This is a genomic window from Ruminococcus sp. RTP21358st1_G6_RTP21358_211008 (genome assembly GCF_040908885.1).
Classification (GTDB): Bacteria; Bacillota; Clostridia; order Lachnospirales; family Lachnospiraceae; genus Blautia_A; species Blautia_A faecis.
On the sequence record NZ_JBDGDM010000017.1, the window covers coordinates 1 to 14,380 of the forward strand.

Here is a 14,380-nt window from a genome sequence, read left to right on the forward strand (position 1 = left end):
AGGACGGCGGTTAGTCACCGCCTCCTACTCGATTACCTTTAGATATTTCACCTGTCTACTTGACAAGGGGCATATCAGGATGCTCCTGGATTAGGTTTTAATTTATTTTGCTCTCAAAGAGAGCTGCCTATCCTGTTGGCAGACAGGGTAGGCTATTTTTTTCGCTTGTTGTCCCTATTATCCAAATAGGCAAGCAAAGCAATCAGAAACGTACCGCCTAAGAACAATAAGCTCAAGACTTCGTATGTATCCATTCGCTCCACCTCCCTTCTTCTGTATCCCTTAACGGAATCTGAAAATCCAGGAGGTTTTTACCAACCCTGTACACGGTTACTCCAGTAATATTCTAACAGGTAACTCTCCGCAAAGCAATTCCTTTTTACTTCATACGGTTTTATATTCTGTTTTTCTCTTATTCTCTGGCCAATGCAGTTTCCATTCCAGATATTCCTCTTCTGTGATTCTTCCATCGCCCAATTTCTGCTTTTTCCCCATCCATTCCTGCAGATAAGACATTGTTTTTTTATCCCTCATTGTAATTCCAACTATTTCACTTTCTGAATCATTTAGCAGGAACAGATGAAAAAGCCCTCTATTTTCTTCATCCATCCAGAATAAAGTTTCCATTAATTCGTCCATTGTCGCAATTCCAGGACTTAAAAAATTTCGGACATCAACTTCCAATATTTCTGCTATCCGGATAAGCGTTTCCTGCTTCGGTGTACGCTGTCCACTTTCATATTGGGCGATTCTCACATCCGCACTACTTTCCCCATATCCTAATCTGCGTCCCAATTCCTTTTGAGTTATGTTGCGAAACATACGGATTTTTCTTATTCTTGCTCCTAATTTCAATTTCTTCTCCTTTTCAAAATGGGGCTGTGCAGTAACCACAGCCCCAGAACACTATTTATATTATCATTTGCGTTTTCTCTTAACTGTCACTACAGTTCCCAGACATCCTGCTGATACTGCAAGTGCCAGCACAAAAATAGCAATATTTGTATTATCTCCTGTTTTTGGTGAATTGGATACAGAAGTCGCATCAGAACCATGGGAACCAGGAGTGCTGACTCCCTGGTTTTCTGATGTTTCCGGAGTGTCTTTTTCCGGAGCTTTCTTATTTGTCAGATCCAGAGTATATTCAATCACAGGAGTACGGTCATTGACATATTCAAACTGAATCTTATGCTCGGTTTCATCAAGCTGATAGCCATCCAGTGTTTTTGTTTCTTTCAGGATATATGTGATTGCTTTTTTATACTGCCCATTCTTAAAAGTCGCAATCGGATAATTCTTTGATTCTGCATGGCCAGCACTGTCTGTTACCAGAGTTTCCAGAACTTTACCTTTGCTGTCACAAAGGGCAAATTCTACACCTTTCATTGGCTTCTTGGTATCTTTATCCGTTTTATTTAAGATTACCTTGCCCATTGCCTGTTCATCTTCCATTTTGGCTCCCTGAACATCTCCGGTGTCCTTAACCTCAAATGTCACTTTATTTGCCACAATATAGCCTTTCGGTGCTGTTTCCTCCAACAACGTATAAGTGCCGACTGAAAGTTTCTCTACATAATGGGGCTGATCACCAGATGTCCAGCTTTCCATAACTTCCTGGTTTTCATTAAGAATATACAGTTTAGCACCTTTGACCTCGCTGCTTCCATCTGTCATATCAACTTTACTGATCAGAATTTTTGTTGTATCATCCTGCATTTCTACTTTCTGTATATCTGCAGTATTTTCTACTACAAACGTAATGGATTCTGCAGTTGCATAACCATCAGCAGGAATTGTCTCTGTTAATGTATATTTCTTTCCAACTTCCAGTTCCTTAATGATGTGTGGTGTGCTTCCGGAAGTCCACTCATCCACAACGTTTCCCTCTGAATCGGATACTTTCAGTTTTGCACCTGGTAATTCTTCCCCGGTTGTAATATCTGATTTTGTGATTTCAAAAGTAGTTGGCTCATCTTCATAAGTGAACTCAAAGGATACTTCTGCAACCTCTTCTCCCGCATAAGTAAAGTCAAATTTCTTGATTTCTTCTGTTGTCACAAATCCAGCAGGAGCCTGCACTTCTTTTACATAGTAGCTGCCATTGATTGGAAGATCTGCCGTAAATACAATTCTTCCATCCTGATCCGTAGCTTTCTGCTCGATCATGGTATCTGCTTTCAGAATCACTTCGCCTTCTGCATTTAAAATATCATTCTTTGTATAAAGTGCAAATACTCCGCCTTCCAGAACACGGTCTGTATTTTTTTCTTTCTTAACTACAGTTACTTTTGCTTTCTGGCGGTTATTCTGCCAGTCCTCATCATAAGTCACAACTGGAGTATTTTGATCACGATAAGTCAGATCAACCTCTCTGATTTCCCCATCCAGAACATATCCATCTGCAGTTTCTTTTTCTTTTACATAGTATTTTCCTAAAGGAAGATCTTCTGATCTTGCATATCCAAGAGCGTCTGTCGTAATTGTTGCTACCAGTTCATCCTTTTTATAATAATCACTGCTTTCCCCATCTGCAGCCTTGATGTCTTCCGCTGCATAAATTTCAAAAGTAACATCTTTCAAAGAACCTGTAACATAACCAAATGCTGCGTCCATGCCGCCTGCCAGCATATCTTTCCAGGTAACTTCTTTGACAAATTCACCTTTTTTATTGATGATGATTCGTCCAACCGGAACAGCATCCTTCATTTCTACTTTTTGAACATCTGCAGTATCAGAAACTGTAAATTTCACTTCCTCTGCCTGCAGATAACCATATGGTGCAAACTCTTCCCGAAGTGTGTAATTTTCTCCCACATGAAGTCTCTTTATTACATGAGCTTTTCCTTTTACAGAAGTCCATTTTTCTACTTCTTTTCCGTCTGAATCCAAAATCGTCAGTGTTGCTCCGTCAAGTTCCACACCTGTTGTAATATCTGATTTCGTAAATTCAGTTGTTGTCGGCTCATTCTTAAAAACGGTTTCCAGTTTTACTGTTTTTACTTCCTGTCCCTGATATTTCGCAGTCACCTCAATCTGCTCATCAGAAGATACAAAACCATCTGGTGCTGCCAGTTCTTTTATATAATAAGTTCCAAATGGCAGATCCTGCTCAAAAACAGCTTTTCCATCTTCACCTGTTACCGCTTTTGTAAGCAGTTCGTCTGCTTTTACCAGTACCTTATCCCCTGCTTTTATATCCTCTTTTGCGTAAAGACCAAACTCTGCTCCAGAAAGCCCTTTCTCATTTTCAGCATCTTTTTTCACAACTGACACTTCTACTTTCTGGCGGTCATTTATAAACTCTGCACTCTGTGAGATCACTGGTGTATCCTGGTCTGCATAGACGAAAGAAATTTTCTGTTCTTCTTTATTTAATACAAATCCCTCTGGTGCAGTCTTTTCTACCACTTTGTATTCTCCTAAAGGCAGATTATCAAGATCTGCTTTTCCGGATTCATCCGTTGTCAGTTCTGCAACTTTTGCACCCTTTGCATATTCCAGGATTCTTTTTCCTGTATCATCTTTCTGGAAATCAGCTGTATAAATATCCTCTGCAGCATACACTTCATATACTGCACCGGAAAGATTCTGAACTTCATACTTAAAATCATTCTTATAGGTCGAAAGAACCTCTCCTTTTTTCTGTACAGTGAGTTTTCCTTTTACCGGATGATTCTCATATACAACTTCAATGATTGCATCACCTGATACCGGATCAGTCTGATACAGGGTATTGGTGTCCACCTGTATTTCGACATAATTTTTGTTAATGGTATAACCGTCCGGTGCTGTTACCTCTTCGATTCTATAATGACCGATTTTTAAATTCTGCGGCAGGATCAGATATCCATCTGTATCTGTGAAATAAGAGACATGTGTAACGGTTGTCGGGTATGTAGTTACCTGCTCTACATATTTTTGATGATCCATATCATAAATTTTAAACTCTGTTCCCGGAATTAGAACAGATTTTTTAGTCTCATCATCCTGTTTGATAATTTTCAGTTTTGCAGAAAATTCTTTATCCAAAAGAACTCTCCATGTCTGCGGCTCTGTTGGTTTATTCTCTGTAATCCGGACAATAAAATCATCTACAGGTTTGTAATTATGGGGTGTTGTAGTTTCTCTCACCAGATATGTTCCATATGGAATTGCAATGGATTTTACATAGCCTTTCTCATTTGTAAAAATTTCCGTTGCTCCATTTTCACCGATCACAACTGGCTCTGCAGAGGAAAAATCATAATTTCCATCCTCTTTTACCACCAAAGAAGATACCAGATATGCACTAAATCCAGCTCCGGATAATAATGCAGCATCTGTATCTCCATTATTGGCAGCTTTAATAAGTTCAAACGGCTGTTTTTTTACAGTTTCCATCGAAGTACATTCTTTTTCTACAACCGCTGTCAGATCACCTTCATCACTGCATACAAGGTCATATTCATTCTCATCTGTCAGATATCCTACGGAAGGGGTAATTTCCTTGATATAATACTCTCCAAGATAAAGATTCTCTATCCTTGCTTTTCCCTCTTTATCTGTGGTCAGCGTACCGATTTGGCTTCCGGCTTTATAAATAACACCGGTGTTTCCATCTGGATGGGTAATATCGTTTCTTGCATAAAGTCCATACACCGCATTTTCCAGGGAAGCATCTCCCTGCGCCTTATTTTCTTTTGTCTCGGCATCTTTTTTATTTAAATTGATTGCAGCACTGATCCTGTCATTTACAAAAGTATGACTGAAAGAAATATTTGCCTGCTCATCATTGGTATAATTGAACTGGAAAGAATAAATATCTTTCTCATTTCTGACATAGCCCGCCGGAGCCTGTACTTCTTTCACATAATAAGAAAATCCCACTGGAAGATCTGCTGTAAATGCTGCTTTTCCATCAGAACCAGTAATTGCAGTCTCAATCAGAGCATCTTTTTTTACCGCTACTTTTCCATCTACAGTTTTCATATCCTGCGCTGCAAACAGAGCAAAATGCCCTCCGGATAGTGTATTTTCAGTATCTTTGTCTTTCTTTATCACCTGCACCACTGCTTTCTGACGGTCATTTGTAAAGGTAGTCTCTGAGAAAGCCGCTTCTGCAGTCTGCCCTGCATAAGAAATGGTTACTTTTTTTGTTTCTTTTGCATTATAAAAATTTTCCGGAGCCTGTGCTTCTGTTACATTATAGCTTCCAAGCGGAAGATTCTTTACCGTTACAGAACCGTTCTCACCTGTGATCAGATTTTTCGCTACTTCTGCGCCTTTTTTGTAAACTGTTTTTCCACCTGCTGTTACAATATCCTCGGCAGCATATACGTTATAAACGGCTCCTTTCTGACGGCGTTTCTCATACTGGAATGAAGTTCCATTTTCATCAGATACAGCTCCTACAAAAACTTCTCCCTCTTTATAAACGGTCAGATTTCCTTTCTGCTCTTTGTCCGTTACAGTCTGTTTGGTTGTACTGCCAACTACTAATTTCACTCCATACGAAGAAGCCTGGACAACATAACCTTCCGGTGCTGTGATTTCTTTTAAGTAAACAGTATCCTGTGTCTTGGTAAGAGTTACACGTGAAGAACCATTGCTGTCTGTTGGCGGCATCTTAACAATCAGCTTTGTGCAGGCGTTATCACTATATACTCCATACACGGCTCCGGCCAGATTTTTTCCAGTATCGCCATCTTTCTTTGTAATTTCAATAACTGCTTCTTCCGGCCAGTCAACTGTAATCTGCAGGTCAGAGGAATCTGTATAGTAGCCAAAACCAATGTCCTGTGAACTCTCCAATTTTAAGAGCATTGCATGGAAATCCAAAGGGAAATTAGATGTGATCGCATACTTTCCTTTCAGGCTACCCATATTGGCTGTTGTAGCTACAAGATGGAATTTCTCTCCACCCTTTACAGTGACATTTCCAGATGCCGTTTTTCCTGTGGTTTCATTAACAAGGCTTACTCCGTTCTCCAGATGAATGGTAATGGTAAATGCTTCATTTGCCTTCCAGGTAAAACTTTCTGTTTCCTTTCCCGTTGCATTAACGGAAAGTCCTGGAAGAAGTTTCATTGCTGTCGGATCAGGCATTTTAGCAAGAGCTGCTTTAATCTCTTTCAGCATATTTTTCGCTGTTGTAGAAAGCGCACCTCCAAATCCGGATTCGCCATCATACAAATAATCAACCAGATAATGCTGCATGGCTCTTGTCTCAGAACTGCATCCATATTTTTCCATGATGGATTTTATATTGTATCCATTGAATGTATGTCCCCATCCAGGACCGCCATATCCATAGAATAAGGCTTTTCTCAGATATTTATCATCACCGCCCTCATCCAGTTCAACCATATTTTTATATGTTGTCCCACTTGGAGGTGACTGCATGGAGTGCTGCATACAATACGCATTTACTGTATAAGTCTTTCCGTCTGCTTTGTAACGAACATATTTGTAGCTGTCATTTCCACCCTGTCCCATAACTGTATCAAACGGATGAAGCTGGCCATCTGAATAATAGTAATATTTATTTGCTTCAATATTTGTTGCATCATCCCATGGAGTATCGGTTGCAAGTAACATGATACCGTTTTCTGCCTGATCCATGGAAACACTTAGATCAATGTCATCTGCTGGCATTTCAAAACTGAATTTATCCGATTCTTCGTGATAAGTCACCTCTGAATACAATAAATCTTCTGTATTCTCTGTCTGGTTTGCCTGTACTTTTGTTGTTCCTACTGCAATTAAGCTGCCTTGCGGCATATCTCCGGAAAATACAACGGTTTCTCCTGGCTGATACTGTCCATCTTCATGGTTCAGCTCAATATGAAATTCTTCTCCACGAACAATATTTACCTGATAATTTCCATCTGCATCTTCTGTTTTCTCTGTTCCATCTGTAAAAGAGTCGTCTGTCACCTCTGGCATTTCTTCCGGATCTGTATCTGTAATTTCTTCAAATGTGCTGTCTGTATCCGGATTATCATCTATGGCAGGTTCTTCTGTTGAAACTTCCTCAGACGGGTTTTCCGGGATTGGTGTATCTATTGGCTCTTCCTCAACCGGAATTTCTGTCGGAGTTACTTCTTCATAGATTTCATCCTCTGACGGAATTTCTACATTTACCTCATCCTGCACAGGTTCTTCACTCTCTGCAGTGCCTATGGCTGGTTCCTCGCCTTCTGCTTCATTCTCATCTTCCTGGTTGCTTACAGATTCCTGATTCTCAGATTCAGCAACCTGCACCACCGCTTCCTTTACAATCAGCTTACGATTGATCTGATAAATTGGGTGGCCACTTACTGGCTCTACATAATAAACAGCTTTGTATGTATCTTCGTAATCTGTTGTAAAGTCCTGCTTTTCCTCATTTTTTGCCTCATGGAAAGTGATCTTCACCTTTTTTTCATCTGGTATTTCCAGTCCGGTAAAATCTTTCTCCACTTCAAAAATACTGCCTGTTTCCAGTTCCAGATCTTTTGCTTTTACCACCTCATCTGCATCAAGTTCATTTTTTACCTCTTCGTATAACGGTGGCTCTTCTGGCACTGGCACTACATCTGCCGCATAGGACAGTATTGGAGATAGAATTGTAGATAACACTGTAAGCATTGCCAAGAATCCCGACAAAAATCTTCTCATATTTTTTTTATTCTTCATTCTTTTTTCCTTTCTTCCGTTCCGGGAAAATCAACTGAAACTTTGGATTTTCGGTTTCTGAAACCTCCATCTTTATAGTTGCTTCATACTTCCTTTTTGTTTTCTCTGATACCAGATCTTTGAAATGCACCTGCTTCTCACTCAGCAGCTTCCTGACAGTTGCTTCATCAAGTGTTTTTCCCTGACTCTCAAAAAATCGGTTATTTTTCCATAAAGTAAAACTGCAATCACTTCCTGAACAATAATAATTTCTCTTTCCCACATAAACCTTATTGCCGCATCTTGGGCATTTTCCAATTTCTTTCCGACCATCTGAAAATAGTTTCTGGTATTCTTCCACTGGCTGTCCATTATCACTTACCAATTTGGTAACCATTTTTTCAATTTCGAAGAGAAATTCTTCTACATTTTTCTGGCCTCTGGAAATCAGTGTCAGATCATTTTCCCATTCTGCTGTAAGTTTTGGTGATTTGATCATTTCCGGAAGAATCCTGATCAGATTTCTTCCATCTGCTGTAGGTAATATCTGCTTCTTTTTACGCTCAATAAAGCCTTTCTCAATCAGTTTTTCAATAATCGCTGCCCTGGTAGCCGGAGTTCCAAGCCCTTTTCTCTCTGCGTCTTCTATCGTATCCGAGCTTCCAGCGTGTTCCATGGCACTAAGGAGCGTATCCTCCGTATAATGTTTCGGCGGTGCTGTAAAATATTCACTAAATTTTACAACAACACATTCAAATACCTGTCCTATTTTTATATCTGGAAAATCACTTTCCTCCTCTTCTGGCTTTTCTGCATTTTTCCCATATGATTTAAAGAACCGTTCTTCCACTTCTTTCCATCCATATTGGAGAACATTCTTTCCAGATGCAGTAAACAGTTCTCCATGACAGGAAATTTCAGTCTTAATACTCTCATATATGTATTCCTGTTCCGATGCACATAATAACTTTGATGCAATCAGCATGAGAATTTCCTTTTCTCCACCCGGAAGTGCTTTTAAATCCATGTTTGTAATTTCTACCGTTGGTATAATTGCATGATGATCTGATACCTTTTTACTGTTCAAAAGTCTCTTTATATCTGGTTCTGAACCCTTTATTGACATTTCAGGAAACATACTATTTACTGCCCCGACAACCAGAAGAGCATTTTCTTCCATATCATCTGTAAGATATTGGCTATCCGCCCTTGGATACGTCACCAGTTTCTTCTCATAAAGGCTTTGGGTATAGTCCAAGGTTTGCTGTGCCGTAAATCCAAGAAGACGATTTGCTTCCCTCTGTAATGTGGTCAGATCATATAATTTCGGCGGCTGTACCTTTTTCTTCTCTTTCTTTACTGAAAGAATCTGTGCAGTTTCATCCTTCATATCCTCCATCATCTGAACGGCAGCACTTTTCTCTTTTATCCGGTTGCTTACAGCATCCAATCCATCCATCAGAAGATGAACCAGATAATACTTCTCTTTCTGGAAGTTCTCGATGCTCTTTTCCCGTTCCACCAGCATTGCAAGTGTAGGTGTCTGCACCCGACCTACAATCAACCGATGGTGATACAGTACCGTAAACAGTCTGGTGGCATTAATTCCTACCAGCCAGTCTGCTTCACTTCGCGCCACTGCAGAATAATAAAGATCATCATATTCATGTCCATCTTTCAGCTGCTGAAATCCTTCCAGAATTGCTTTTTCCTCCATGGAAGAAATCCACAGTCTTTTAAAGGGAAGTTTACATTCTGCCTGGTTATATACCAGACGGAAAATCAACTCCCCTTCTCTTCCTGCATCTGTTGCACATATAACTTCTGTGATATCTGCTCTGTGAAGCAGTTCCTTTAAAACCCGAAACTGCCCTTTGGTACTTTCTTTAATCTGATATTTCCAATTCTCCGGAATCATGGGAAGTGTTTCATATTTCCATGCTTTCCAGTCATCCCGGTACTGATCTGCACTGGCCAGTTCAATCAAATGCCCAATACACCAGGAAACCAGATATTCTTTTCCTTCCAGGTAGCCATCTTTTACGTTTGTGGCATGAAGCACCTTCGCAATGTTTCTGGCTACGCTGGGTTTTTCCGCAATTACAAGCTGCAATTTTCTATCTCCTTTCTGCACCTGTCGCTGTAATTAAGTGAAACAAAGTTATTCCTCTGATTCTTCGTCTTCTACTTCACCTTCCATTTCATATTCTTCTAATTCTTCATCATCCTCACGAATTGTATCTTCCTCCTCATCGTCGTCCTCGTCCTCTTCATAATCAAAAGAAGTATTTCTTCCTTTCATAAATTTCCAATAATAGTAAGCACCACAAACTCCTGCCAGAACCAGCAGCATTAATAAAATCGTGCCGGAATTATTGCTTTTCTTCTCAGGTTCTTCCTTTTCTTCCGGTATGATCGTAACTTCTGGTTCCGGTATCTCTGTGATCTTCTCTGTTTCAAGTGGCAGTGCGGATTCTGCAATAGCCTGGTTTTGTGGAAGTGTGACCATGTTGGTATCCGTAAAGTTCAAAAGATCATTTTCGCCTACCTCTGTAAGAAGATAAACATTTTCATCCGTTTTATCCTTATCTACAATCAGATAAAAAACCTTATCACTTTTTGTCTTGATCGTATAAAATTCCTTTCCCCCTTTGTCCTGAACTGTTCCTGTTGTCATGCCGGAAGCAGAACTTTCTCCCTGCACCCGTCCGGTATCTGCTTCTGTATCCGTTTCATTTCCTGTGTTTTCTGGCTCTGTTGGTGCAGTAGCAGTCTCGTTCGTTGTCTGATGTTCCGTTACGGTTGCCGTAGCACTGGTGGGCTTACTTGCAGTTCCATCGGCTGGCAAAGAAGCTGCATTCTGCTCCGTTCCGGAAACCTCTGTATTCTCTTTTACTGCATCTGGATTTTCATAATAAGGGTTTCCTACTTTATAGATCTCTGACATATTTCCTGCTTTGTCTTTTGCCTGCAGGGTAAAGTATTCATAGGAAGTATCCGCTTTTTGCAAACGGACATTTAATGTATTATTCGTCAGTTCTGTGAATTCATTTCCATTGACATACAAAGCAGCAATTCCCGATTCCGCATCAACTCCCTGCACGATCAGTATCCCATTCTTCGCAGCCGCAATAATAGTTGGTTTGGTTTTATCAAAACACTCTATGTAACGATTCTGCTCATAAGTATTTCCATTCTGATCAGTAACTCTCACATAAACACTACAATTAGAAGAGATGGATACTTCCATATTTCCGGTTATGTCTGACCATCCTCCATTTTCTGAAAGTCTTGCTTCTACTTTTGCAATAGAAAAAGCACCTGTATTCTTTGTATCTTCCACTTGAATTTTTACAGTTGCCGTATCTGTCTGCCAGCCTTCGGGTTCTGTAAAGGTAATCCCTACTTCCGGTGTTTCCGTCATATCATTTCCTGCATCTTCCTGTGCCTGTTCCACCGGATCTGCAAGAATTTCAGCTTCTGATCCATCTGAAAAATCAACATCTTCCGGGCTGCTTTCTTCTGATGATTCCACTTCTACATTATCTGCCCATACAGTCAGACTTCCGGGCGAACTATAAAAGAAAGCTCCTGCTGGAAGTCCTGCTAACGTAGCTGCGGTTAAAAATACAGCTGCTCTTTTATGAAATTTCTTCATTTTCTGTCTGCTCCTTTTCTCTGGTTTCCAATATCTTTTTTTGTTCCTCCTTGCTGATATCAATCATCAACTGAAGTTCCTCTGCGGAAACTCCATTGCTTCGGATAATTTTCAGATACTCCATATCCTCTGCCTGTTTCTTCTGTTCTTCCAGATCCCTTGCTTTTTTCTGTAGCTTTTCAATCTTAACGTAGGTTCTTGCAAGTTCTTCTTTTATTCGTTCAATGTTCAAATACGCCCCTCCTTATGGCCTGCCAAAAGCATAAAAATGAGACTGCCAGTATGCAGAATTAATGGACGTATACTGAATTGGATTTCCACAATGGATCATCTGTCCATCTCCGGCATAAATTCCTACGTGGGTAACCGGCTCTCCCGCATCATACGTCCCAGTGAAAAAGATAATATCTCCTGGCCTTGCTTCTTCTGGTGATACAGGCATACAAATGTCATAAATTCCCTGTGCAGTAAGTCTTCCCATATTGCAGACACCCGAATTGGTAAACACATAGCTTACAAAACCAGAACAGTCAAAAGAAGTCTCCGGGCTGGAACCGCCCCATACATACGGCATACCAAGATATTTGTCTGCTTCCGCAAATAATCTCCGCACAGTCTCATCATCATAACTGCCGCCTCCACCATACAGCCCGCTATCTCCGGTACTGATATAAAAAACAGGATTATAATATTCCCCATCTTTGACCAGTTCCAAATATAACTGGCTTCCGGTTGCACTTCCTGTACTTCCCGTTGTACCAATTACAGTATCTGTTGTTACTTCCTGACCATTTGCTACCGAAATGCTCTGCAGATAAGCGTATTTAATCTGCACACCTTTTTTATCCTGCGTAACTACATAATTTCCAAAAGTTCCGCTATATCCTACATCTACAACAAAACCATTCATCGCTGACTTCACTTCTGTTCCCTGTCGTACATTAATCGTCACACCTCTGTGAAGTTGTGTCTGCCCGGTTCCATTGTTTACAGAATACCCATAATAGATACTGATATAGGCATACCAGTTTAACTCAACCGGAGTTTTATATGTCTGTAAATTTCCTCTGTTGGAATAGACCTCTTCATAAATTTCCTGCTCATCCTCTTCCATTCTGGACAGAATAACACTTCTAAGCGGTTTTGCCTGAACAGAAACATTCAGTACATCTGCAGTTACTGTACGGGTAACTTCCACAGAGTTCTGATTGCCCTCTGCCAGAAAACATTCCCAGGTCTGATGACCATGTGCCTCAGCTACTGCGTGATTATCATAATAAACATCAAACTGGACACCATACTGGGCAAAGTTTCCAGTATCTTCTACGGTGTACTCAATCCCATTCATCACTACTTTCGTCCCCATTGGAAGAAATGGGTTTGCAGCATCAACCGCAAGCGTATGATTAGCCTGTGGCATTGCCCCTGAAGCAGTAGGTCCTCCACTCCACACGCCACAGCAGATGGGACAATTACAGTATCCACTGGTCACAACATTTCCCAATGACTGCCCTACCTGTATTGTAGATGTTTCCTGCCGGGTTTCACTTTTTTCCTCTACGGTGATTCCGTACTGTAAAGAAAAAATTGTTTCCAGTTCTCCTTTTATCTCATCAAACTTAAAATCCCCATAACTGGCAGTCAGATAACTGATCAATGTATGAGGATCATGGCCGATTTCACCAATGTTATATCTGTATTCATCTTTTCCTGGATACCGGGCTTCCATCTGGTTTATTTTCTGTTGAAGACTGGCTTCCAACTGCGTATAATACAACTCTGCTTTTTCAATTTCGTCCGGATCCGCAATGTAACTGGAAGCGATTACCGTAGAAATTCCATTAGAAAACATAGCCGAACAGGAAGCAAATCCTGTCATTACGGAAAGAAGCAAAATCAATAACAACCCCATTGAGATCAGAGTAGTTACATTTCTTACAAATACTTCCTGTGCCTTTCTTGCAATTTTAGTAGCAAGATTTACTGACCGGATTGAGGTGTCTTTTGTTTCTTTTGCAATCTTCCCAGCCCGGTATGCCATCTGATACTCTCGCTTAATCCTCTGCTTCTGTATTAATTTTCTGATCAGCTTTTTCTGCATCTCTGGATGTTCTTCCAGATATTTCTGATATTGATACCTGGATGCACTCTTCCAGGCTCTTTTCTCTAAACGGTTTTCTTTATGTATCTGACTGCGGTTCTTCCGGATATTTCTACTGCTATGTTCCTGTAATATCCACTCACCTGAACGCACCAGCTTATGTGCTGCATCTACAGCACTGTTTTCCTCTTCGTCTTCGCCTGCTTTCTGATATACTGCATTTTTTAATGCTTTCTTTGGAACAGAAGACAAGGTTTTCTTTTTACCATCCGTTTTCCCTGTTTTTTTGTCGAAATATAAATGGTACTTTACCTTTGCTTTCTGTTCCTCATTTGTTTTCTTGGTATAAACAGAATCTTTCGGAATTTTGTTCTGCCTCTCAGCTTCCTGTTTTCTTGCAGCCTTATCCACTTCCTGATAAGTTTTTATTGTTTTTCGGCTATATTTCTGCTTTCCTTTTTTTCGGTTTGTAGAAACATCATTCTTCTCTGCCTGAAAATGTCCTCCATCTGTTTCAGCCGAAGTTTTCTTTTCTTTCTTCAGACTTCCATCTGTCTCCAGTTTTCCAAACTGCAGTCTCTGCTGTTTCTTTTTCTGTCGCTGATACTGGCTCCTGTGTTTTTCTTTGCGCTCACGTATTTCTACCGCTGAATCCACAGATACACCTGCAGGCTTGTCCCGGTATCTGTACCGTCCCTGTGTTTTTCGTTTTCCCGGAGGACTGTTTGCAGCCTCTTCTTTTTTGGCAGGATTTCCCTCCTGAACTTTTTCGGAAAATTGTTTCTTTTCAGCTTTTTTATGAGAGTTTTTCTTCTTTTCAGAAGTAATAAATGCCTGTTCTACATCCTTCTGTTTATAAGGCAACTCCTGATCGCTGTTTGTAACTTTTCTGGTCTCCTTTGTTGCAAGATTTTCCTCAACCAGACCATTTCTGGTCATACGGCTGACTTTCTTCTCTTTCGCCGTATATTTTTGTTTTCCCAATG

General features: G+C 40.4%; 7 protein-coding genes. All 7 read right to left on the bottom strand.

All coding sequences use genetic code 11. The features are described from left to right. Window positions 1–152: 152 nt before the first annotated feature. Window positions 153–254 (bottom strand): putative holin-like toxin, encoded by a 102-nt coding sequence (locus AB5Z12_RS08560; RefSeq protein WP_015524590.1) that lies wholly within the window; start codon window positions 252–254, stop codon window positions 153–155. A gap of 130 nt (window positions 255–384) precedes the next feature. Continuing rightward, window positions 385–855 carry a helix-turn-helix domain-containing protein gene (locus AB5Z12_RS08565; RefSeq protein ID WP_114002924.1) on the bottom strand — a complete coding sequence of 157 codons (471 nt, stop codon included), beginning with the start codon at window positions 853–855 and terminating at the stop codon, window positions 385–387. A gap of 63 nt (window positions 856–918) precedes the next feature. Further along, window positions 919–7,656, bottom strand: coding sequence for a SpaA isopeptide-forming pilin-related protein (locus AB5Z12_RS08570; RefSeq protein ID WP_368357468.1), 6,738 nt, complete (start codon window positions 7,654–7,656; stop codon window positions 919–921). Beyond that, the gene (locus AB5Z12_RS08575; RefSeq protein ID WP_368357469.1) at window positions 7,646–9,748 is read right to left on the bottom strand and encodes a DNA topoisomerase 3; all 2,103 of its coding nucleotides are present in this window, start codon (window positions 9,746–9,748) and stop codon (window positions 7,646–7,648) included. Before AB5Z12_RS08575 ends, AB5Z12_RS08570 begins: the two co-directional genes overlap by 11 nt. Before the next feature lie 48 nt (window positions 9,749–9,796). Then, window positions 9,797–11,293 (bottom strand): CD1107 family mobile element protein, encoded by a 1,497-nt coding sequence (locus AB5Z12_RS08580; protein ID WP_174088425.1) that lies wholly within the window; start codon window positions 11,291–11,293, stop codon window positions 9,797–9,799. Further along, window positions 11,277–11,525, bottom strand: coding sequence for a DUF4315 family protein (locus AB5Z12_RS08585; RefSeq protein ID WP_021652602.1), 249 nt, complete (start codon window positions 11,523–11,525; stop codon window positions 11,277–11,279). The genes AB5Z12_RS08580 and AB5Z12_RS08585 overlap by 17 nt, the downstream gene beginning before the upstream one ends. A 12-nt stretch (window positions 11,526–11,537) precedes the next feature. Beyond that, window positions 11,538–14,378: a CD1108 family mobile element protein gene (locus tag AB5Z12_RS08590; RefSeq protein ID WP_368357470.1), complete on the bottom strand. Its 2,841-nt coding sequence runs from the start codon at window positions 14,376–14,378 to the stop codon at window positions 11,538–11,540. Window positions 14,379–14,380: the final 2 nt, after the last annotated feature.